Here is a 22,524-nt window from a genome sequence, read left to right as displayed (position 1 = left end):
CTGCCGCAATGGTTCGAACGCGGCTATTCGTCGCCGCGCGTCTCGGTGATGCCAAGCAGCTTTAGTTTGCGGTGCAACGCGGAGCGTTCCATGCCGATGAACGTCGCGGTGCGCGAGATATTGCCGGAGAAACGTCGGATCTGCACGCGCAGATACTCGCGCTCGAACGACTCGCGCGCCTCGCGCAGCGGCGACCCCATGATCGCGCTGGCGGTTGCGCCTCCTCCTCCGTCACCTCCCGATCCCAATACTTCAGGAGGAAGCAGGTCGATGTCGATCCGCGCGATCCGGTTGCCCGGCGCCAGGATGACGGTACGCTCAACGACGTTGCGCAACTGGCGGACATTGCCCGGCCACTCGTAGCTTTGCAGTGCGATCATCGCATCGGGGGCGACCTCCGGCGTCTGCACCCGGCGTTCGTTGGCGTAATGCGCCACGAAATGCTCGACCAGCGGCGGAATATCCTCGCGCCGTTCGGCAAGCGACGGAATCTGCACCGGCACTACGTTCAGCCGGTAATACAGGTCTTCGCGAAAATTGCCGTCGATGATTTCCTGCTGAAGATCGCGCCCGGTCGCAGAGACGACGCGGACATCGACCTTCACCACCCGCGTGCCACCAACGCGGGTGAAGCTCTGATCGGTCAGCACCCGCAGGATACGCGCCTGCGTCGCGATCGGCATATCGGCGATCTCGTCGAGGAACAGCGTGCCGCCATGCGCCTGTTCGAGCAGGCCGGGGCGGACGAGGTTGCCCCCTTCCTCCACGCCGAACAGCTCTTCATCGACCCGTTCCGGGGTCATCCGCGCGGCGCTGACGATGACGAAGGGTGCCTGCGCCCGCTGGCTCCAGCCATGGAGCAGGCGGGCCGCGACCTCCTTGCCGACCCCTGCCCCGCCGGTGATGAGAACACGGCTGCCGGTACCGGCAACTCGCTTCAGCGTCGCGCGAACGCTGTTGATCGCGGTGGAACTGCCCGTCAGGTCGTCTTCACGTCCGGCAGAGGCGCGCAGCGACGCCACTTCCTGTCGCAGGCGTTCGGTTTCGGTCGCGCGCTGGACCAGGAACAGCAGCCGTTCCGCCTCGAACGGCTTTTCGATGAAGTCGACCGCACCGCGCCGGATCGCGGCGACGGCGGTATCGATATTGCCGTGCCCAGAAATGACCAGCACCGGCAGCGAAGGATCGCGTGCCTTCAGCTCGTCGAGCAGTTCCAGCCCGTCGAGCCGCGATCCCTGCAGCCAGACGTCGAGCAGCACCAGCGACGGCCGGCGCGTCGCCACCGCCTCCAGCGCGGCATCGCTGTCGGCGGCACCGCGCGTTTCATAGCCTTCGTCCTCCAGCACGCCGGCGACAAGTTCACGGATGTCGGTTTCATCGTCGACGACGAGGATGTCGAGCTTCATACGGGCGTTCCGGTCCGGGTAAGCATGGGGTGGCGCGTTGTAACCTCCTGTGAATCGTCATCTTCGGACGTGCCCGTTCCCGCCAGCGCGGCCAGGATCGCGGGATCGAAGATGATCGATACGATCGTTCCTCCACCGGGACGGTCGGCGAACGATATGGTTCCGAAATGTTCCTCGACGATCTTGCGAACGATCGCGAGGCCGAGGCCGGTGCCGCCCTTGCGCGTCGTCATATAGGGCTCGGCGATGCGGTCGCGTTCGATCGGCAGGCCGATGCCGTTGTCGCTGGTATCGATATGCATCCGCCCCTGCGCGTCATAGCGGACGTCGATCTCGATCCGCCCACGCGGGGTACCTTCGGGTCGGGCGGCGACGGCTTCGGTCGCGTTCTTGACGATGTTGGTAAGCGCCTGGCCCAGTTGGCGGCGGTCGCAGACCAGCGGTGCGGCACCGGCTGAATCGAGCGTAAAGTCGATGTCGGGGTGTGCGACCTCGTGCAGGAACAGGCTCTGGCGTGCCAGTTCGGCCAGCGATTCGTGGCGGAATACCGGCTTGGGCATCCGCGCGAACGACGAAAACTCGTCGACCATGCGGCGCAGGTCGCCGACCTGCCGGACGATCGTTTCAGTCAGGCGGGCGAAGGTGCCGTCGTCCTCGACCAATTTCGTGCCGTAGCGGCGCTGAAGCCGTTCGGCGGCCAGCTGGATCGGGGTCAGCGGGTTCTTGATCTCATGCGCGATCCGGCGGGCGACGTCGGACCATGCGGCACGGCGCTGATCGAGCAGCTGCTGGGTGATGTCGTCGAAGGTCAGGATATGCTGCCCATCGTCGCGGGTAATACGCACCGCCAGCGTCTTGGCCTCGCCCCCGGCGGCGAGCTGAATGATCGCGTCCTGCGTCTCGCCGCCCAGCAGATCGTCGAGTTCGGGAGCGACTTCCGCCAACGGGCGGCCGACGAGCGAGCTTGGGCCGGTCTTCAGCAGAGCGGTCGCCGAACTGTTGGCCAGGCGGATGGTCCGGTCGCGACCGACCGAGAGGACGCCGGCACTGACGCCCGACATCACCGCCTCGATCAGGGCACGGCGGCTGTCGATCTGGGCATTGGCCGCGACCAGCTCGCCGGTCTGTTCCTGCAACCGTTCGGTCATGCTGTTGAACGCGCTGGCCAGCGTACCGATCTCGTCCTTCGTCCGCGTTCCGTTCGGTTCGGGCACGCGGGCCGACAGGTCGCCCCCCGCCACACGGCGCGCGGCGCCCACCAGCGCCCCGACCGGGCGGACGAGGCGATCGGCCACCGCCAGCGCGACGAACACCGCCAGGCCGACGATGATGAGCGACACGATGAACAGCGCGATGTTCAGCTGGAGCTGTACGCTGCGGGAGCGCGCAAGCAGCGCATCGTAATCGGACAGGATCGCGCGGGTGCGGCTGAGGCGTTCGGTATAGGTCGCAAGATCAATGTCGCGCGCGGAATAGACGAAGTAAGGCGTGTCCATTACCCGCGTCACCGACTGGACCTGCCGGTTGCGGACGCTGACATAACTTGGCTTGCCCGAACGAAGCGCCGCGATCGATTTGGGGTCGATGCTCCAGCGCAGCGGTCCTTCGTAGATCGATGCCGAGGCAAGCGAGCGCGGACGGCCATCGGCGGGAATTTCGAACACCACCGAATCGCTAAGCGACCGGAACACGATGCTGTTCTGGTACAGCAACCGGAATTCGTCGCTGTCGATCGAATAGCGATTGTTGAGCAGCATCCGGCGGATGTCGGACGCGACGGCGACATTCTGCCCGTCGACCGCATCAAGGAACTCGTTGTAGGACGACTGCGCCAGCACCTGCGCATTTTCGAAGATGCCGCGCGCGCGCTGCGAGGACCAGAACTCGACGCCGTATTGGAACAGGAACGACGCGACGATCGTGACCAGCAGCATCGGCACGCTGGCCAGGATCGAAAACAGCGCGACCAGGCGGACGTGCAGCGTGCCCGTCCCCCCGATCTGCGACCGCGCGGCGCGGCGCATCGCGATCCGCCGCCCGACCAGTACGAGCAGTGCCATGGCCGGGATCAGGTTGGCGATGAGCACCAGCGCCATCAGCGACGGGGTCGGCAGCCGCCCCCGCGCGCTTTGCGACCCGTCGAACAGCAGGTAGCTGCCGACGCCGACGGCGATCACCGCCAGCAATACGGCGACCTCGATCGCCGGGAACCACCGCGCCGGGATCGATGTGGCGCGCCTCGGTTCCGTTAACGCTGCAACCATAGTTGCCGTTTTACAACATTCGCAGCCCAACGCACGTCAAATCGCAACATTATCGCAACTTGGCGAGATTAGCGTTCCTTCTCCGCATGATAGGCGCGGACTGCCGGATCGATGCCAAGGTCGTCGAGCCGTTTGCGCAGCGTGTTGCGGTTCAGTCCCATCGCCTTTGCAGCACGCAGCTGGTTGTTACCGTGGCGATCGAGCATCGCTTCGATCAGCGGTCGTTCGACATCGGAAATGAGCCGGTCGTAGAGCGTCCCGTTCTCCAGCGTCGCCGGTTCTTCGCGCGCGATGCGGCGGATCCAGGCGCGGACGGCATCGTCCAGATCGGCATCGGGCTGGGCCGCAGGCCGACCGCCGCTATCCCCCAGCGCACTGCGCAGCTCGCTCGCCTCGATCGCGGTGTCGCGGCCGAGGACGGCGACACGGCGCATCAGGTTTTCGAGTTCGCGGACGTTGCCCGGCCAGTCGTGCGCCTCCAGCAGTTCCTGCGCATCGATCGTCAGCGTCTTGCGCGGCAGTCCGTCGCGTGCCGCCTGGTCGAGGAAATGTCGGGCGAGCAGCGCCACATCCTGCCGCCGTTCACGCAAGGGAGGCAGGGCGATCGGCACGACGTTCAGCCGGTAGAACAGGTCTTCGCGAAACTGGCCGGATTGGACCTGTGCCGCCAGCGTCTTGTTGGTGGCGGCGACGATGCGTACGTCGGCGCGGATGACGCGCGCGCCGCCGACGCTGGTGAACTCGCCGGATTGCAGGACGCGCAGCAGCCGGGTCTGCGCCTCCATCGGCATGTCGCCGATCTCGTCGAGGAACAGCGTGCCGCCCGCAGCCTGTTCGAACTTGCCGGCCGAGCGCTGCGCCGCGCCGGTGAAGGCGCCGCGTTCATGGCCGAACAGCTCCGCCTCGATCAGCTCGCGCGGGATCGCCGCCATGTTGAGCGCGATGAACGGCGCACGGCTGCGTCGGCCCAGATCATGGATCGCGCGAGCGACCAGTTCCTTGCCGGTACCGGATTCGCCCGTCACCAGCACGGTCAGGTCGGTCGCGACGACCCGTGCGATTACCCGGTACACGTCCTGCATCGCCGGCGATCGCCCGATCAGCGGCAGCGAGGAATCGATCGCCTCGACCGGCTGTTCCTCGGCACCACGGGACCGGCGGGCCAATGCCCCGCGCACGGCCAGCGCCAGCGTATCGAGGTCGAACGGCTTGGGCAGATAGTCGAACGCGCCCGCCTCCGTCGCACGCACGGCGGTGGTCAGCGTGTTGCGGGCCGACAGCACGATGATCGGCAGGTCGGGAAATTCGGCGGTCAGTTTCGCTGCCATTTCCAGCCCGTCGCCATCTGGCAGCACGACGTCGGTGACCAGCACCCCCGGCAGCCCGGCCCGCAGTTCCGCCCGCAACTGCCCAAGGGTCCCGACGCTCTGCACCTCATGGCCTTCGCGCCGCAACGCCTGCGCCACGACCGTCCGGATCGCGGCGTCGTCATCGACCAGCAGGATGCGTGACGAAGCGGTCATGCGCGCGGCAGGTGGATGCGGAACACGGTCATCGGCGGGTATCCTTCACGGGCATAGCGGACGAAGCCATTCATTTCCCCGACCAGTTTCTCGACCATCGGCAGGCCGAAACCCCGCCCCTCCCGCTTGCCCGACACGAACGGTTCGAACAGGTGGCCGGCGATATCGGCCGGTGCGCCGGGGCCGTTGTCGGTCACGGTCAGTTCGATGGGCACGGCCCGACGCGCGCCGCCACCAATGCCGTGTGACATGCCGTGGCGATAGGCGGTGCCGAGGATGATGCGCGGCTGCTCGACCTGTTCCAGCGCCTCGGCAGCATTCTTCAACAGGTTGACCAGCACCTGGACAAAGGCATCGCGATCGATCCGTACGGGCGGCAGCGAGGGATCGAAGCGCTCCTCGATCACGACCCCGCGCGCGAAGCCGGCAGAGGCCAGTTGCACCGCGTGGGCAAGGACCGGATAGATGTTCTGCGCGTGCAGCTCGCGCGGGCGATCATCGGTGAAGTCCTGCATCCGGTCGATCAGCGCGGCGATGCGATCGACCTCCGCGATGATCAGGTCCGTCAGCACGCTGCGGTCATCCACCTCACTCGCCAACAATTGCGCCGCGCCGCGAATACCCGACAGGGGGTTCTTGATCTCATGCCCCAGCATCGCCGCGGCACCGATCGCGGCACGGGAGCCAGCAGCGCGCGACCCGCTATGCCCGTCGCGGATACCGTAGAGCATAACGACCCGCCACGCCGATCCATGGGTGGCGGGCGTGTCGTGAAAGTCGACCCGAAGCCGCCCGCCGCGCCGCAGCTGCAATTCGCAGTCGTAGCTGACAAAGGCACGTCCATCGCGCGGGTCGCCATAGCCGGGCGGGACCGACACGACCTGTTCGAGCGACAGGCCGCGCATCGCCCGGTCGGACTGGTTGAGCAGCATTTCCGCCGCGCCATTGGCATGGGCGATACACCCCGCATCGTCCAGCACCAGCGCCGCCGCCGGCAGGCCGGCAAACAGTTCGGCGAACGAGGGCATCCCCTCGACCGCGCTCATGCCGCCGCGCGCGTACACCATGGCGCATAGAAATCGGCGAGCATCCCCAGCACGGTGCGGGAATCGGGCTGCTGGTTCACCTTGTTGCGGAACTCGGCCGATCCGTGCAGCCCCTTGGTGTACCAACCGATATGCTTGCGCATCATGTTGACGCCGGTTTCCTCGCCATAATGGTCGAGCATCATCTGATAATGCTCGACGATCAGGCGATATTGTTCCTCGACCGACGGGTCGGCAGGCGCCGTGCCGCCCGACAGCGCGGCCATAACCTGCGCCAGCAGCCAGGGGCGGCCATAGGCGCCACGCCCGATCATCACGCCGTCTGCACCCGACTGGTCGAGCGCGGTGCGCGCATCGTCGACCGAGCAGATGTCGCCGTTGACGATCACCGGCACCTTCACCGCATCCTTCACCTGGCGGACGAATGCCCAGTCGGCATGGTCGCGATACATCTGGTTGCGGGTACGCCCATGGACCGTCACCATCCGCGCGCCCAGATCCTCGGCGATATGCGCCAGTTCGGGCGCATTGAGGCTGCTATGGTCCCAGCCCATCCGCATCTTGACGGTAACCGGCACGTCGACCGCCTTGACCACCGCGGCGATCAGGTCGGCGGCGAGCGGCAGGTCGCGCATCAGCGCCGAACCGGCATCGCCGTTCGTCACCTTGCGCACCGGGCAGCCCATGTTGATGTCGATGATCGCGGCGCCCTTGTCCTCGGCGAGCTTGGCAGCCTCCCCCATTTCGAGGGGCGTGCAGCCGACTAGCTGCAGCGACACCGGCTCCTCGGCCGGGTCCCACATCGCCTTCTGGATCGACTGGCGCGTCTCACGGATCGCCGCCTGACTGGCGATCATCTCGGTGACGTTCAGCCCCGACCCGTGCCGCCGCACCATCTTACGGAACGGCAGGTCGGTGACACCGGTCATCGGCGCAAGGATCACCGGCGTATCGATGACGACATCGCCGATGCGGATGGGTGCTAGGGTCATGGATTATGCCTGAAAATTGGGCACGCCCTACCCGATCCGCGCTTCGAGGGCAAGGCTGGCGGGCGCGTGCGGCTTGCGCTAGTCGAGCGCCATGCAGACCGGTCCCACAGTCGCCCTGATCGTCGCCGCCGGAACCGGCGTCCGATCGGGCAGCAGCCTGCCCAAGCAATTTGCCCCTGTCGCGGGGCGAGCGCTGATCGCCCATGCTTATGCCGCGTTGGTGGGTCATCCCGGTATCGACCGGGTGCTGGTCGTGATCGGCGCAGGCCAGGAAGCGTTGCTGCACGCGGCAATCGGCGAGGTCGATTTCGTCATCGGCGGGGCCACGCGGCGTGAGAGTGTCGCCGCTGGGCTGGCCGTGATCGGTGATGCCGGCAGGGTGCTGATCCATGACGCAGCACGGCCGTTCGTGCCGGCGGTGGTCGTCGATCGCCTGCTTGCGGCGCTGGACCACGCACCGGGCGCGGTGCCCGTGCTGCCGGTTGCTGATACGCTGGCACTAGGTGGCGAGGGGCTTGGCGACGTCGTACCGCGCGATCAGCTGGTCCGCGTGCAGACGCCGCAGGCCTTTGCGATTACTGCCATCCGTGACGCCCATGCGGCATGGAATGTTAGCGCCGAAGCGACCGACGACGCGCAGATACTGCGCGCTATCGGCATGAACGTGGCGATGGTCGAAGGGGACATCATGCTCGACAAGATTACCTATCCGGCCGATTTCGCCGCCGCCGAAGCCCGCGCCCCGTCCACGCTCGTATCGCGCAGCGCCTCCGGCTACGATGTCCACCGGCTGGAGGCAGGTGAGGAGTTGTGGCTGGGCGGGGTGCTGATCCCGCACGATCGCGGTCTGTCGGGGCATAGCGACGCCGATGTCGCGCTCCATGCCGTCACCGATGCGCTGCTCGGCACGATCGGCGCGGGCGACATTGGGACGCACTTTCCTCCGAGCGATCCGCAGTGGCGTGGCGCGGAATCGGGCCAGTTCCTGCAGCACGCCGCGTCGCTGGTCCGAGCAGAAGGCGGGATCATCGATTTCGTCGACCTGACACTGATCTGCGAGGCACCCAAGATCGGGCCGCATCGCACGGCGATGCGGGCGCGGGTCGCCGCGCTGCTCGACCTGACCGAGCGGCAGGTCAGCATCAAGGCAACGACCAGCGAACGGCTGGGCTTTACCGGTCGGCAGGAAGGGATTGCTGCGCAGGCGATCTGCACCGTGCGGGTGCCGGCATGAAGCGGCTCGCCGCGCTGCTGGCGCTGGCCGCTTGTGCCAATGCACCGGCGCAGGGCACGCCAGCGTGCGTTACCCCGGCAGAGGCCGAAGCGCTCGTCCTGTTCGTCGCGCCCGAACTGATCCGACAGGCTGGCGCACGCTGTGCCAACGCCCTGCCGCCGAACGCGCTGTTGCGGCGGAGCGGTGGGCCGTTCCTGTCGCGCTATGAAGCCGAAACCGACGCCGCATGGCCGCAGGCGAAGGCGGCGCTGTCTCGCCTGACCGCACCACAGGCGATCCAGTTGCTCGATTCAGCCTTCGCCGCGCCGATCGTCGCGTCGCTGATCGCGCCAATGGTCGTCGGCAATATCGACGCGGCCGACTGTCCCCGCATTGAACGTGCCGCCAATCTGGTGCAGGCGCTGCCGCCGCGCAACGTCGCCGGGCTGATCGTCCTGTTCGCACAGGTCGACGCCGACCGCCCCAACCCCCAAATGCGCCTGCCGCTATGTCGGTCGGCCGCCCGGAATTGATGTGATGGATAGCATACTCCCACCCCAACTGGTCGAGGCCGCCCGCCGCGTGGTCGAGGAAAACCGCGCGGCCGGTCGCCGCGTCGCACTGGCGGAAAGCTGCACCGGCGGGCTGGTTGCCGCGGCTATCACCGAAATTCCCGGCTGTTCGGAAGTGTTCGAGGCGGGGTTCGTGACCTATTCGAACGAGGCGAAGATCGAGCTGGTCAAGGTCAGCTCCGACGTGATCGAGACATTCGGCGCGGTGTCGATCGCGACGGCATGGAGCATGGCGCAGGGCGCACTGGAAGTGACGCAGGCCGATGTCGCGGTGGCGATCACCGGGGTCGCAGGCCCAGGCGGGGGCAGCGAGAAGAAGCCGGTCGGCACCGTCGTCTTCGCGCGCGCGGAAAAGGGCGGCGATCCGGCTAAGGTCGTCGCCGACCTGCGTCAATTCGGCGACCAGGGCCGGGGAGCGATCCGGCTTCAGGCGGCGTTGTGTGCGCTCGAACTGTTGCTGCCGCCAGAGGTGGCGCCCGAGGAACCCGTCGCCGAATCGCCGTAAAGCGCGGCTGCGCGATCTTCGAACGCGCCGATCATCTTGCGCAGCGCCCGATCGAACACCTGCCCCGCCAGCATCTCGAACACGCGGTTCTTGAACTGGAAGTCGACGCAGAACTCGACGATCGTGCCGCCCTGCCCGTCCGGTTTGAACCGCCAGTCGTTTTTCAGATATTTAAGCGGCCCGTCGAGATAATCGACCCGCAGATGGCCGGGCCGTTCCTTCTGCACCTTCGACGTGAAGCTCTCCCGCAGGCCCTTGAAACCGACAATCATGTCGGCGACCATTTCCGTCGCGCTGTCTGACCGTACCCGGATCGCGCTGACCCACGGCAGGAACTCGCCATAGCGGCCGACATCAGCGACCAGGTCGAACATCTGCTCCGGCGTATAGGGCAGATGCCGGGTTTCGCTATGCTTGGGCATTACGCGCGGATAACGCCCAGCTTGGCATCGCGATTGGCGCGCATCCGTTCGAAATCGTCGCCGGCATGGTAGCTCGACCGGGTAAGCGGCGACGATGCGACCAGCAGGAATCCCTTGGCGCGGGCGATCGCGGCGAACCCATCGAATGCCTTGGGGGTCACGAAGTCGATGACCTTGGCGTGGCGGGGCGTCGGCTGCAGATACTGACCCATGGTCAGGAAATCGATGTCGGCCGACCGCATGTCGTCCATCACCTGATGCACCTCCAGCCGCTCTTCGCCCAAGCCCAGCATGATGCCCGATTTGGTGAAGATCGACGGGTCGAGCTTCTTGACGCTCTCCAACAGACGCAGCGAGGCATAATAGCGCGCGCCCGGACGGATCGTCGGATAGAGCCGCGGCACGGTTTCGAGATTGTGGTTGTAGACGTCTGGGCGTGCCGCCACGATCATCTCGACCGCCGCTTCGTGCTTGTTGCGGAAATCCGGGGTCAGGATCTCGATCGTCGTCGTCGGGTTTGCGGCGCGGATCGCCTCGATCACCTTCACGAACTGCTTGGCACCGCCATCGGGCAGGTCGTCGCGGTCGACCGAGGTGATGACGATGTGGTTGAGGCCCATCGCCGCTGCCGCTTCGGCGACATGCTGCGGCTCCATCGGGTCGACGGCGCGCGGCATCCCGGTCTTCACGTTGCAGAAGGCGCAGGCGCGGGTGCAGGTGTCGCCCAGGATCATGACGGTCGCGTGCTTCTTCGACCAGCATTCGCCGATATTGGGACAGGCGGCTTCCTCGCACACGGTCGTCAGGCTCTTCGACCGCATCAGCGCACGGGTTTCGGCCACGACTTTTCCGGTCGGTGCCTTTACGCGAATCCAGTCGGGCTTGCGTTCGCGCTGCGGGCGGGGAAGCGGCGTCATCTCGTTCATGTGCGTCAGATAGCGATGCGCGGGCAAACGGACAACCGCCTGCAACATTCCCGGCCCCCGTGCGTCGTAGCGCGCGAGGGAAGAGCACAACTTATGATGGAGATTCTTTGATGCACTTCAGCGACCTCAAGGAAGGGTATTACCGTTTCCGCGGCACCGAATGGCAGCAGGAGCGCGAACGCTGGAGCGAACTCGCCACCGGGCAGAGCCCCAAGGTGATGGTCATTGCCTGTTCCGACAGCCGCGTCGATCCGGCGACGATCTTCGGCACGCGGCCGGGCGAGATTTTCGTGGTGCGCAATGTCGCCAACCTGGTCCCGCCGTTCGAAGATGATGGCGGTCGCCACGGCGTGTCGGCGGCGCTGGAATTTGCCGTCACCAAGCTGGAAGTAGAAGAGGTCCTCGTCCTCGGCCATGGTGCGTGCGGCGGCGTGAATGCGTGCCTGACGCAGGCGCTCGCCAATACCAAGCCGGGCGAAGGCGGCTTCGTCGCGCACTGGATCGACCTGCTCGACGAGGCGCGCGAGAAGGTCGTGGCGGAACACGGCACCGGTCCCGAAGGGCAGAAGGCGCTGGAGCAGGAAGGCGTGAAGGTCTCGCTCAAGAACCTGATGACCTTTCCGTTCGTCAAGCAACGGGTCGAGGCCGGCACGCTTAAGCTACACGGCGCGGTGTTTGCAATCGACGATGGGCGGTTGCGCGTGCTGGAAGGCGATACGTTCGAGAACGCCTGATGCAATGCGGGGCGGGGTTTGATCCCCGCCCCGCGAAACGCTTATCCTTCCTTCGGACCGTCCGCTGTCACCCGGATATTCAGTTCCCGCAGCTGTTTCGGCGTCGCATAGTTCGGCGCACCCATCATCAGGTCTTCTGCCTTCTGTGTCATCGGGAAGGTGATGACTTCCCGGATGTTAGGCTCGTCGGCCAGCAGCATGACGATGCGATCGACGCCCGGCGCCGAGCCACCGTGCGGCGGGGCGCCGAACTTGAAGGCGTTGATCATGCCGGCGAAGTTCGTGTCGACATCTTCCTGGGTATAGCCGGCGATTTCGAACGCCTTGTACATGATCTCCGGACGGTGGTTCCGGATTGCGCCCGACGACAGCTCCACGCCGTTGCACACGATGTCGTACTGATACGCCAGGATGTCGAGCGGGTTCATCGTCTCCAGCGCTTCCATCTCGCCCTGCGGCATCGAGAACGGGTTGTGGCTGAAGTCGACCTTCTTCGCATCCTCGTCATATTCGAACATCGGAAAGTCGACGATCCAGCAGAATTCGAAGCGCTTGTCGTCGATCAGGCCCAGCGTCTCGGCAACGCGGGTGCGCGCCAGGCCGGCGAGCTTGGCCGCCTGTGCTTCCTTGCCCGCCGCGAAGAACACGCCGTCGTCGGGGCCGAGGTCGAGCGCTTCGGCGATCTTCGCCATGCCCTCTTCACCATGGTTCTTGGCGATCGGGCCGCCCCACTCGCCGCCCTTGCGGGTGGCATAGCCGAGGCCCGCGAACCCTTCGGACTGTGCCCACGCGTTCATGTCGTCGAAGAACTTGCGGCTCTTGTCGGCGGTCTTGGGCGCCGGCACCGCGCGGACGACATCACCAGCCTCCACGATCGAGGCGAACCGGCCGAAGCCCGATCCGATGAACAGATCGGACACGTCGGTGATGATGAGCGGGTTGCGCAGGTCGGGCTTGTCGTTGCCGTATTTCAGCATCGACTCGCGGTAGGGAATGCGCTGGAACGGCAGCGGCGAGACAGTGCGGCCCTTGCCCTGCCAGTTGGCATATTCCTCGAACACGCCGTGCAGGACGGGCTCGATCGCGGCGAACACGTCTTCCTGCGTCACGAAGCTCATTTCGAAATCGAGCTGGTAGAATTCACCCGGCGAGCGATCGGCGCGGGCGTCTTCGTCACGGAAGCAGGGCGCGATCTGGAAATAGCGATCGAAGCCGGCGACCATCAGCAGCTGCTTGAACATCTGCGGTGCCTGCGGCAGCGCATAGAATTTACCCGGATGGACGCGGCTGGGGACCAGATAGTCGCGCGCGCCCTCGGGCGACGATGCGGTCAGGATCGGCGTCTGGAATTCGGTAAAGCCCTGATCGATCATCCGGCGGCGCAGCGACGCGATGACGTTCGAGCGCAGCAGGATGTTCGCGTGCAGGCGCTCGCGACGCAGGTCGAGGAAGCGATAGCGCAGGCGAATGTCTTCGGGATATTCCGCCTCACCGGCGACCGGCATCGGCAGTTCCTGCGCGGCCGACTGGAGCATTGCCGAGCGTGCGTAGATTTCGATCGCGCCGGTGGCGAGGTTGGGGTTCTTGGTCGCCTCGCTGCGCAGCTTCACATTGCCGTCGATGGTCAGCACCGATTCGGTCCGCGCCGATTCGAGCAGCGCGAGCGCGGGCGAGTCGCTGTCCGCGACGATCTGGGTAATGCCGTAATGGTCGCGCAGGTCGATGAACAGCACGCCGCCATGGTCGCGCTTGCGATGCACCCAGCCCGACAGGCGGACGGTTTCGCCGTCGTTCGCGTCGGTCAGTTGGCCGCAGTTGTGAGTGCGATAGGCGTGCATTGAGAAATAACCCTGCTTGGTCGTCATTCCCGCGAAGGCGGGAATCCATAGACGCCGGCGTACCGGCTTTCACGCGGACCTGCGCGTATGGATCCCCGCCTCCGCGGGGATGACGGTGGAATTGCTGGTTGGCCGCTTCCCTCCCCCACCCCCTTTTGTCAAGGCGCGGAACCCTTGCTATGCGGAGCCGATGCACATCCATCCGTTGATCGAGGACAGCGCGACCCTCGCCGCCCTCTGTACCCGCCTCGCCCAGTCCGACTTCGTTGCCGTCGACACCGAGTTCATGCGTGAGAACAGCTATTGGCCCGAACTCTGCCTGATCCAGATCGCCAATACCGAGGAAGCCGCCGCGATCGACCCGATGGCGCCGGGGATCGACCTGACCCCGCTCCTCAACCTGCTGACCGACAACGAGGACGTGCTGAAGGTCTTCCATGCCGGTGGGCAGGATATCGAGATCGTCTATAACCTGACCGGCAAGACCCCCTTCCCGCTGTTTGATACGCAGGTGGCGGCGATGGCGCTCGGCCAGGGCGAACAGGTCGGCTATTCGAACCTGGTCGATGCCTATCTGGGCATCACGGTCGACAAGGGGGCGCGGTTCACCGACTGGTCGCGCCGGCCGCTGGACGACCGGCAAATCGACTATGCCATCGCCGACGTGACGCATCTGTCGGTGATCTTCCCCAAGATGCTGAACAAGCTGCGCAAGACCGGGCGCGGGTTGTGGCTGGATGAAGAGATGGAGCGGATCGCCGATCCCTCCAACTATTTCAACGACCCGGAACAGGTGTGGCAGCGCATCCGCGTCAACAGCCGCAAGCCCGAGGTGCTGGGCCGGCTGAAGGCGCTGGGCAAGTGGCGCGAGCTGGAGGCGCAGGGCAAGAACCTGCCGCGCGGCCGCATCGTCAAGGACGAGACGATCGCCGACCTGGCGGGTAACCCGCCGCGCCGGCAAAGCGATCTTGCCAAGGTGCGCGGGCTGTCAGCGGCGTGGGCGCATAACGACATTGGCGGGCGGATGATGGAGGCTCTGGCGAATGCCGGGCCGCTACCGGCCGACCAGATGCCCGGTCGCGACGAACGCAAGCCTGCGCTGGGTAAGGAGGGCGCGCTGGTCGCCGACCTGCTGAAGCTGCTGCTGAAGATCCGCGCGAACGAGATCAAGGTCGCGTCGCGGCTGTTGGCACGGTCGGACGACCTGGAGGCGCTGGCCGCCGGACAGCGCGAGGGGCTGTCGATCCTGAACGGCTGGCGGTTCGAACAATTTGGCCGCGATGCGCTGGCGCTGGTCGAAGGTCAGCTTGGGTTCACCGTGCTGGGTGGAAAGCTGAAGATGACCAGAGCGGAGGTAGTGGAATGAAGCCGGCCATCCTGATCGCAGCATTGGCGCTGGGCGCCTGCATGACGACGAAACCGAGCGACAGCCCTCCGGCGCTGGCCGATTCGTGCGATACCAGCATCCTGGCCGGGATGGTCGGCAAGCCGTTTTCGGCCGCGGTCGAGGCCGAGGCGAAGAAGCAGTCGGGGCTGACTAACGTCCGTGTGATCCGGCCGGGCATGGCAGTGACGATGGATTTCCAGCCCGGTCGGCTGAACATCGACCTTGATGAAAAGGGCGTCGTGACCGGATTTCGCTGCGGCTGACGTCCAAAGTTCACAAAGTTCACACTTGCGCGCCGTTTCGCGTTTCGTCGTTTCCTTCCCGCATTTGACGCTCCACCGAAGGTTGGGGCCTCATGCGGCTCCTGCTGTGGCCCGCAACCAGGCGATCCCGGCCTTCGCCGGGATGATGGTTGTGTCGCGGAGCCTATCGGCGTTCGATGGCGTAGGAAAGCATCAGCGCGTGACCAGTGCCGCATCCATGCCGAGCGCCGCCGCCAGCGCACGGTGGCGCTTCTGGACCGCTTCCCCATAGAGCGGCGCATCGGCGGTCGGCACGATCAATTCCACCTGCCCGCGCTTGCGGCGGACATCGGTGCGCTGGAGCGGCGTCGCGACGCCGCCGCTCAACCGTTGGCCCAGCCGCATGGCGAGGCCCCAGCGATGCGCCGCTTCCAGCGCGGCGATGGGGGCAAGCCGGCCGAGTGGTTGGGGTGGGCCATCGGCACTGCCCCCGCCCAGGCAACTGTGCAGCGCCTGTGCGACGATCGCCCGGCCGGCGGCATCGATCGCCACCCAATTGCCATGCAGCGCGATCTCCACGCCGCGTTCAGCGCGAAACTCCGGGTTCGCGTGCCAGCCCACATCCGCCAACAGGCAGGCGGCGTGGCGCAGGCGGACGGCAGCGGGCGCGTCGTCGGGAAACAGCGGCGCGATCCATTTATGAAGCAGGTCGCCATGTTCGACGAAGCGGCCCTGCCGGGCGCCTTCGTCATGGGCGGCGACGATCAGCGGGTCCTGCTTGCGGACCGCCGGGGGCAGCGCGGCGTAGAGCAGCCCTTCGCGCAAGCCATAGGCGGAGATCATCGTCGTCGTACTGCCCAGCTGTCGTGCCATCGCCGCCAGCACGGCGGTGGCGTTGTCCAGCGTCGGCACGCGCCCGCCCGACAGGTTTGGCACGGCCTTCAGGTCGGCGCGCGGGGTTTCGGCGATGATCCGCTCCAGCTGAGCCACGCGAGCGAGCGTCATGGTGTAACCGTGTGCGATCGGCAGCGGATAATCGGTAAGGTGCATGTCGAAGCGCGCCAGCGCACGCCACGATCCGCCGACCAGATAGAAGGGCAGCCCCTTCCCCCGCCCGGTCCAGCCGGCATCAGCGACCAGCCGTTGCACCACGCGATCGAGTTCGCCCGCCCGCCGTTCCCGGATCGCCCCAATCCGCAGGACGCCGAGCGGGAAGGATACGCGGTCGCCGATCTTGCCGTTCCTGATCCGGACCAGTTCGAGGCTGCCCCCGCCCAGGTCGCCGACGATCCCGTCGGCGTCGGGGATTGCGGACAGCACGCCGTTGCCCGCGGCCTGCGCCTCTTCCTCCCCGGTCAGCGTCTCGACCGAGAGACCAAGCGAATCGGCCAGTGCCACCAGCTCGTGCCCGTTAGCCGCGTCGCGGACGGCTGCGGTGGCGACGGTGCGGACGACCTCAACCTGCATTTCGCGGGTCAGCCAGGCAAAACGGCGCAGCGCGGTGCCGGCCAGCGCCATTGCTTCCGGTTCGATCCGGCCGGTTTCGGCAAGCGATCGCCCCAGCCCGGCCAGCACCTTTTCATTGAACAACGTGGCCGGAATGCGATCCGGCCCGCCATAGACGACCAGCCGGATCGAGTTCGATCCGATGTCGATGATCGCACTATGTGCCGCGCTGACCGGGCGGCTGATCCACGGCAGGCGGATCAAGCCGCGCCGTCCCGTGCCGCCCGCCACGCGCGCAGCGATAATTTCTGCGGCACGGTCGCCGACCCGCCCTCGATCGCGGCACCGCGGCCGGAGAGCGACGGGTTGGTCATGAAATAGCGGTGGAGGTTGAACGGACGATCGCCCTTCGCCACGCGTCGATAACTGCCATCGGGACCCAGTTCCCAGGTCTGTTCGGTGTCGAGCAGGTTGGCGACCATCACCTGATCCAGCACCTGGTCATGGACGGTCGGGTTGTTGATCGGCAGCAGATATTCGACGCGCCGGTCGAAGTTGCGCGGCATCCAGTCGGCCGAGGACACATAGACCAGCGCATCGTCGTTGGGCAGCGCCTGCCCGTTGCCGAAGCAGTAGATACGGCTGTGTTCGAGGAAGCGGCCGACGACCGACTTGACACGGATATTGTCGGACATGCCCGGCACCCCCGGCCGCAGGCAGCAGATGCCGCGCACGATCAGGTCGATCTGCACACCCGCCGCCGAGGCTTCATAGAGCTTGTCGATCAGCGCGGGGTCGACCAGCGAGTTCATCTTCAGCCAGATCGAGCCTTCGCCGCCCGAGCGTGCGGTCTGGATTTCGCCCTCGATCAGCGCCTCCAGCCGATTGCGCAGGTCGCGTGGCGAAATGGCGAGCTGTTGCAGCGCCTGTGGTTCGACATAGCCGGTGATGTAGTTGAACACCTGCGCCGCATCGCGCCCGATCACCGGATCGGCGGTGAAGAAGCTGAGGTCGGTATAGATGCGCGCGGTGATCGGGTGATAATTGCCGGTACCGAAGTGGCAATAGGTGCGATAGCCCTGCTCCTCACGCCGGACGACCATCGAAATCTTCGCGTGGGTCTTCCACTCGATAAAGCCATAGACCACCTGCACCCCGGCACGTTCGAGGACCGAGGCGAGATTCAGGTTCTGCTCTTCGTCGAAGCGGGCCTTCAACTCGACCACTGCGGTCACCGACTTACCGGCTTCGGCGGCGGCGACCAGCGCGGCGACAACGGCGGACTGCTTGCCGGCGCGGTACAGCGTCTGCTTGATGGCGACGACATCGGGGTCGGCGGCGGCCTGCTTGAGAAAGGCCAGCACCACGTCGAAGGTTTCGTACGGATGGTGGACGACGATATCCTTCGCCCGGATCGCCGCGAAACAGTCACCGCCATATTCGCGGATGCGTTCGGGGAAGCGTGGGCTGAAGGGCGGGAATTTCAGGTCGGGGCGGTCCTCCGCCACCAGCATCGACAGGTCGCCGATGCCGAGGAACCCGCCGGTTTCGGTGATGAGCGCGTCGCTGCCGCCCATTTCGTCGCGCAGCAGCTGGACCAGTTCGTCCGAAATGCCCGATTCAATTTCGAGGCGGATGATCCGGCCACGGCGGCGGCGCTTGATGGCGGTGCGGAAGTAGAGAACGAGGTCCTCCGCCTCTTCCTCCAGTTCGATGTCGCTGTCGCGGATCACGCGGAAGGCGGCCGAGGCGCGCACGGTGTAGCCGGGGAAGAACAGGCCGGAGAAATGGCGCAGGATCGTTTCGATCGCGACATAGCGCGCTGCCTTTCCGGGCAGGCGCACGAAGCGTGGCATGGCCGGCGGCAAGAGGACGACTTCGCGCACCTCCACATCATCCGATCGGCGGATTAAATCGAACAGCATCGCCGAGCCGAGGTTCGGGATGAACGGGAACGGATGCGCCGGGTCCAGCGCCTGCGGGGTCAGGACGGGAAAGACCTGTTCGCGGAAATGGCGTTCGAGCCAGACTTCGGTGTCGCCGTGGATCGCATCGGCACCCAGCACATGGATATCGGCCTCCGCCAGCGCGGCGGCAATGTCGCGCCAGATGCGCTGCTGGCTGTCGACCAGCCCGGCGGCATCGACGGTGATCGCGGCGAGTTGCTGCGAGGGCGTGAGGCCATCAACCGATTCATGCCCGACGCCCTGGTTCTGCTGCCCCTTCAGCCCCGCCACGCGGACCATGAAGAATTCGTCGATGTTGGTCGCGGAGATCGACAGGAACCGCAGCCGTTCGAGCAACGGGTGGTCGGGGTTGCAGGCCTCGTCCAGCACACGGCGGTTGAACGCCAGCCACGACAGTTCGCGGTTGAAATAGCGGGCTTCCGGCGCGGCGGCGACCGTGGTGCGGGCGGAGGGGACCGGATCGTTCACAGCAGGCGGTCGAGCAACAGGGGGCTGTCGGACAGCGCGGCACGCGCGGTCGGGATCGTCAAACGGCGCGTGGAGCGCAACATCGCATCTTCCTCCAAAGCCTCGACGATCCGAAGCACCGCAAGGTGGCTCCGTTCGACGCGGCGGGCAAGCCAGCGCACGACATCCGGCGCGGCGACAAGCTCCTTCCTGTCGAACAGATATTGCAGCAGTGTTTCGATCAGCAGTTCGTCCGGCGCCTCCAGCCGCAGCACCGGCGTCGCCCCCATGCGCGACCGCAGGTCGGGCAGGCCGATCCGCCAGATCGGCGGCGGGGCGTCGGCGACGATCAGCAGCGGCTGGCCTTCGCTTTGTGCCCGGTTCCACGCATGGAACAGTTCGGTCTCGTTCCAGCGTTCCGCATCGTCGGCGATGTTGCCGCCGCTGCGCGCGACGAACGATCGGGCGAGCAGCGTCCGCCCCGATTTGCGCGGGCCGACCAGCAGCGCTGCCTTGACCGGCCACGTTTGCCAATGGTCGAGATGGTTGACGGCAGCTTCGTTCGAAGGCCCGATCAGGAACAGGTCCTGCCGGGCGCCGGCGGGCAGTTCGAGAGAGAAGGAAAGCTGTGCCGATCCGGTACGCGACTGAGTCATCCCTGCGGCGTACTCGGCGCGGGGGGAGCGGCTGCGGCGCGGCGGCGGATGCGCAACGCACCCTCGCCCGGCTGCACCTGCCATCCGCGCGCCTCAAGGGCGGCGGTCAGGATCGCGGCGTCGCCGTCGAACGTGACACGCAGCACCGATACGCCACCCAGCGCCAGGCTGGACGTCGCGGCCGAGCGGACGCCGGGAACCGCGCGCAATGCCGCTTCGGTCGATTCGACGGCGGCGGCATTGGGGGTGTCGACCTGGATCGACAGGGTGATCGCTTCGGCGGCGGGCGCCGGTGTCGGGGTGGCATCCGGGCCGGTCAGGGTTGGGTCGACCGCCTCTTCCTCGACCGGGGCGACCGGCGTGCCGGGCGGCGGTGCGGCGAGGACGACATCGGGGCGTAAGGTCCCGGCCTGCAACGCCTGCTGATACATCGCATCGATCCGGCGGACCCCTTCGTCGAGGAGCGCAGGGATCGCGTCGCCCTGTTCGACCCGCAACGAAAAGCTGCCGAGCAGGCGATTGTCGGGGCCGTAGCCGGCGGTGAAGGTACCGATCACCGGGCCGCCGGGCCATTGGCGATACAGGCGGATCTGCGGGATCAGTACGTCGGACGCACCATATTGGTTGAGGACGGTACGCCACCAACCGCGCCCGCGCCGGGTCACCTGGCCGGCGTTCAGCAGCAAGCCGTCGGCACCGGTGCCGCTGGGACGAACATAGTCCATGACGCTGCCCCCGGTGCGAAAGCGTGCCCATGCCGCCTGCCACGGAGTTGCGCGTTCGAACACCGTGCCGGTGCCACCATCCCAGATCAGCGGCACGACCAGCATCGCCGGACTACGTTCCGATACGCCGGCAATGCCGAGGATCGAGGCGGCGCGCCCGCGATTGAACAGGACGCCCAGTCGCGCGATGTAGCGTTTCGGGCCGATCTGTTCGCTTTCCACGACGATCCCGCTGACCAGCGAATCGAGCGTGCCGTCGGGCAGCGTGCGTGCCTGACCCGTCAGCCGCTGCGACAGCATCTGCCACCCCTTACGCTGGGCAATGCGCCAGCCCGCCGTGCGCGCAGCGTCGGCGGAGGGGCCGGCGACGTCGACGCGCACCCCGTTCACCTCGAAACTGCCCGAACTGTCGACGGCGGCGACACCGCCCTGTTGCGCCACGACCGCGCCGGTGGCGACGACGCCCAGGGCGACGGCGGCAAGGATGCGGCGGGGCTGATACGAAGTCATGGCTGCCTTTTGACGAAGCAGGCGTGGAAATCCAAGCGCGATGTAGCTAACCGGGCGACATGAGCAACGAAGCGGACCGCGGCGGCGGCTATACCTACGCACAGGCAGGCGTATCGATCGCGGCGGGCAATGCCCTGGTCCGTGCCATCGGGCCTTTGGCGAAATCGACGCGGCGTTCCGGCGCCGACGCGGAACTTGGCGGGTTCGGCGGGGTGTTCGATCCCAAGGCGGCGGGGTTCAAGGACCCGTTGCTGGTCGCGGCGAACGATGGCGTGGGCACCAAGCTGAAACTGGCGATCGAACACAACGCCCACGACGGCGTGGGCATCGACCTGGTGGCGATGTGCGCCAACGACCTGATCGTGCAGGGTGCCGAGCCGCTGTTCTTCCTCGACTACTATGCCACGGGCAAGCTGGTCGCCGAGACCGCCGAGCGGGTCGTGGGATCGATCGCGGAGGGGTGCCGCCAGGCCGGCTGCGCGCTGATCGGTGGCGAAACCGCCGAAATGCCGGGCATGTATGAGGGTGAGGATTACGATCTCGCCGGCTTCTGTGTCGGCGCGGTGGAGCGTGAGCAGCTGCTGACCGGTGACAAGGTTGCGGTCGGCGACGTGATCCTCGGCCTTGCGTCGTCGGGGGTGCATTCGAACGGCTTCTCGCTGGTCCGGCGCCTGGCAGCGGACAAGGGCTGGAAGCTCGACCGCCCTGCGCTGTTCGATCAGGACGTGCTGCTGATCGATGCGCTGATGGCGCCGACCAGGATTTACGTGAAGTCGTTGCTGCCGCTGTTGCGTGAAGGCCGTATCCACGGACTGGCGCATATTACCGGCGGCGGGCTGCTGGAGAACATCCCGCGTATCCTGCCCGAGGGCGCCCATGCACAGGTCGATGCCGATGCGTGGGAACAGCCGCGATTGATGGCGTTCCTACAGGCGCAGGGCAATATCGAACCGGAAGAGATGGCGCGGACCTTCAACTGCGGCATCGGCATGGCGGTGCTGGTTGCCGCGGACGATGCGGAGGCGGTCACCGCCGCCTTGACGGAAGCCGGCGAAACGGTGGTGCGGATCGGTACTGTCGAAGCGGGCGACAAGGGCTGCACCGTCAAGGGCAGCGCCGGCACGTGGAGCGCGCGGGCCGACTGGAGCGCGACGCATCTTGGCTAGGCACCGTGTCGGCGTCCTGATTTCGGGGCGGGGATCGAACATGGCGGCGCTGGTCGCGGCGGCACAAGCGCCCGACTGTCCCTATGAGGTCGTTCTGGTGGCGTCGGACAAACCCGACGCCGCCGGCCTGACCCACGCGGCCGGGCAGGGTATCGCGACCTTCGCGCATTCGCCCAAGGGCATAGCGAAGGCGGAATATGAGGCGGCGATCGACGCCGCCCTGCGCGAGGCGGGCGTCGAGACGATCGCGCTGGCGGGCTATATGCGGTTGCTGTCGGGCGACTTCGTGGCGAAGTGGCGCGACCGGATCATCAACATCCACCCGTCGCTGCTGCCGGCGTACAAGGGCCTCGACACCCATGCGCGCGCGATTGCGGCGGGCGACCGGGAGGCCGGCTGTTCGGTGCATGTCGTCACCGAGGAACTGGATGCCGGGAGCGTATTGGCCCAGGCGCGCGTTCCGATCCTGCCCGACGATACCGCCGATACCCTGGCGGCGCGGGTGCTGGTGGAGGAACATCGCCTCTACCCGCAAAC

The 22,524-nt window shown here is 66.4% G+C and carries 20 protein-coding genes; 8 read left to right on the top strand and 12 right to left on the bottom strand.

Features of this window, described 5'->3' with window-relative positions; genetic code table 11:
• Positions 1 to 23: 23 nt before the first annotated feature.
• From QZ755_RS09325 to dusB, 5 genes are all read right to left on the bottom strand, one after another.
• Entirely contained in the window at positions 24 to 1,406 is a 1,383-nt protein-coding gene (locus QZ755_RS09325; RefSeq protein ID WP_294322165.1) for a sigma-54 dependent transcriptional regulator, read from the bottom strand.
• Entirely contained in the window at positions 1,403 to 3,670 is a 2,268-nt protein-coding gene (locus tag QZ755_RS09320) for an ATP-binding protein (protein WP_294322164.1), read from the bottom strand. Before QZ755_RS09320 ends, QZ755_RS09325 begins: the two co-directional genes overlap by 4 nt.
• Before the next feature lie 68 nt (positions 3,671 to 3,738).
• Positions 3,739 to 5,193, bottom strand: a complete 1,455-nt coding sequence (ntrC, locus tag QZ755_RS09315; RefSeq protein ID WP_294322163.1) for a nitrogen regulation protein NR(I) — start codon at positions 5,191 to 5,193, stop codon at positions 3,739 to 3,741.
• A complete protein-coding gene (locus tag QZ755_RS09310) occupies positions 5,190 to 6,260 on the bottom strand; it encodes an ATP-binding protein (RefSeq protein WP_294322161.1) in 1,071 nt (356 codons plus the stop codon). Before QZ755_RS09310 ends, ntrC begins: the two co-directional genes overlap by 4 nt.
• Positions 6,236 to 7,231: a tRNA dihydrouridine synthase DusB gene (gene dusB / locus QZ755_RS09305; RefSeq protein ID WP_294322159.1), complete on the bottom strand. Its 996-nt coding sequence runs from the start codon at positions 7,229 to 7,231 to the stop codon at positions 6,236 to 6,238. Before dusB ends, QZ755_RS09310 begins: the two co-directional genes overlap by 25 nt.
• A gap of 91 nt (positions 7,232 to 7,322) precedes the next feature.
• On the opposite strand from dusB, the gene QZ755_RS09300 reads away from it, so the two are divergent.
• From QZ755_RS09300 to QZ755_RS09290, 3 genes are read left to right on the top strand one after another with little or no spacing between them, the layout of a single operon-like run.
• The gene (locus QZ755_RS09300) at positions 7,323 to 8,465 is read left to right on the top strand and encodes a bifunctional 2-C-methyl-D-erythritol 4-phosphate cytidylyltransferase/2-C-methyl-D-erythritol 2,4-cyclodiphosphate synthase (RefSeq protein WP_294322157.1); all 1,143 of its coding nucleotides are present in this window, start codon (positions 7,323 to 7,325) and stop codon (positions 8,463 to 8,465) included.
• On the top strand, positions 8,462 to 8,977 hold the full coding sequence (locus QZ755_RS09295) for a hypothetical protein (RefSeq protein WP_294322154.1): 516 nt from the start codon (positions 8,462 to 8,464) through the stop codon (positions 8,975 to 8,977). Before QZ755_RS09300 ends, QZ755_RS09295 begins: the two co-directional genes overlap by 4 nt.
• Positions 8,978 to 8,981: 4 nt before the next feature.
• On the top strand, positions 8,982 to 9,521 hold the full coding sequence (locus QZ755_RS09290; protein ID WP_294322152.1) for a CinA family protein: 540 nt from the start codon (positions 8,982 to 8,984) through the stop codon (positions 9,519 to 9,521).
• Here the strand turns inward: QZ755_RS09290 and QZ755_RS09285 are convergent.
• A complete protein-coding gene (locus tag QZ755_RS09285) occupies positions 9,443 to 9,943 on the bottom strand; it encodes a type II toxin-antitoxin system RatA family toxin (RefSeq protein ID WP_294322150.1) in 501 nt (166 codons plus the stop codon). The genes QZ755_RS09290 and QZ755_RS09285 overlap by 79 nt on opposite strands.
• Positions 9,943 to 10,959, bottom strand: coding sequence for a lipoyl synthase (lipA, locus tag QZ755_RS09280; protein WP_366509171.1), 1,017 nt, complete (start codon positions 10,957 to 10,959; stop codon positions 9,943 to 9,945). Before lipA ends, QZ755_RS09285 begins: the two co-directional genes overlap by 1 nt.
• Positions 10,960 to 10,976: 17 nt before the next feature.
• Between lipA and QZ755_RS09275 the strand changes: the two genes are divergently transcribed.
• Positions 10,977 to 11,603, top strand: coding sequence for a carbonic anhydrase (locus QZ755_RS09275; protein ID WP_294322144.1), 627 nt, complete (start codon positions 10,977 to 10,979; stop codon positions 11,601 to 11,603).
• Positions 11,604 to 11,644: 41 nt separating this feature from the next.
• On the opposite strand, the gene aspS is transcribed toward QZ755_RS09275, so the two are convergent.
• Positions 11,645 to 13,441, bottom strand: coding sequence for an aspartate--tRNA ligase (aspS, locus tag QZ755_RS09270; protein ID WP_294322319.1), 1,797 nt, complete (start codon positions 13,439 to 13,441; stop codon positions 11,645 to 11,647).
• Between the two features lie 190 nt (positions 13,442 to 13,631).
• Between aspS and rnd the strand changes: the two genes are divergently transcribed.
• On the top strand, positions 13,632 to 14,807 hold the full coding sequence (gene rnd, locus QZ755_RS09265) for a ribonuclease D (RefSeq protein ID WP_294322142.1): 1,176 nt from the start codon (positions 13,632 to 13,634) through the stop codon (positions 14,805 to 14,807).
• The gene (locus QZ755_RS09260; RefSeq protein ID WP_294322141.1) at positions 14,804 to 15,091 is read left to right on the top strand and encodes an I78 family peptidase inhibitor; all 288 of its coding nucleotides are present in this window, start codon (positions 14,804 to 14,806) and stop codon (positions 15,089 to 15,091) included. Before rnd ends, QZ755_RS09260 begins: the two co-directional genes overlap by 4 nt.
• A gap of 192 nt (positions 15,092 to 15,283) precedes the next feature.
• Here QZ755_RS09260 and QZ755_RS09255 read toward each other — a convergent pair whose 3' ends face one another.
• Genes QZ755_RS09255 through QZ755_RS09240 form a run of 4 tightly spaced genes read right to left on the bottom strand, consistent with a single transcriptional unit; the run spans position 15,284 to position 20,821 of the window.
• Positions 15,284 to 16,780, bottom strand: a complete 1,497-nt coding sequence (locus QZ755_RS09255) for a Ppx/GppA family phosphatase (protein WP_294322318.1) — start codon at positions 16,778 to 16,780, stop codon at positions 15,284 to 15,286.
• Positions 16,777 to 18,951 (bottom strand): RNA degradosome polyphosphate kinase, encoded by a 2,175-nt coding sequence (locus QZ755_RS09250; protein ID WP_294322139.1) that lies wholly within the window; start codon positions 18,949 to 18,951, stop codon positions 16,777 to 16,779. The genes QZ755_RS09255 and QZ755_RS09250 overlap by 4 nt, the downstream gene beginning before the upstream one ends.
• Positions 18,948 to 19,586 (bottom strand): chromosomal replication initiator DnaA, encoded by a 639-nt coding sequence (locus QZ755_RS09245; RefSeq protein ID WP_294322137.1) that lies wholly within the window; start codon positions 19,584 to 19,586, stop codon positions 18,948 to 18,950. Before QZ755_RS09245 ends, QZ755_RS09250 begins: the two co-directional genes overlap by 4 nt.
• A complete protein-coding gene (locus tag QZ755_RS09240; RefSeq protein WP_294322135.1) occupies positions 19,583 to 20,821 on the bottom strand; it encodes a heavy-metal-associated domain-containing protein in 1,239 nt (412 codons plus the stop codon). The genes QZ755_RS09245 and QZ755_RS09240 overlap by 4 nt, the downstream gene beginning before the upstream one ends.
• A 59-nt stretch (positions 20,822 to 20,880) precedes the next feature.
• Between QZ755_RS09240 and purM the strand changes: the two genes are divergently transcribed.
• Both purM and purN read left to right on the top strand, forming a co-directional pair.
• The gene (gene purM, locus QZ755_RS09235) at positions 20,881 to 21,987 is read left to right on the top strand and encodes a phosphoribosylformylglycinamidine cyclo-ligase (RefSeq protein ID WP_294322133.1); all 1,107 of its coding nucleotides are present in this window, start codon (positions 20,881 to 20,883) and stop codon (positions 21,985 to 21,987) included.
• A 40-nt stretch (positions 21,988 to 22,027) separates the two neighbouring features.
• On the top strand, positions 22,028 to 22,524 hold a 497-nt coding region (gene purN / locus QZ755_RS09230; protein WP_294322316.1), incomplete at its 3' end, for a phosphoribosylglycinamide formyltransferase.

Origin of the sequence: uncultured Sphingomonas sp. (assembly GCF_913776855.1) — a bacterium.
In the GTDB taxonomy this organism is placed as follows: Bacteria; Pseudomonadota; Alphaproteobacteria; order Sphingomonadales; family Sphingomonadaceae; genus Sphingomonas.
The sequence above is the reverse complement of the archived record's forward strand: the minus strand, read 5'-3'. Positions and strand labels throughout refer to the sequence as shown.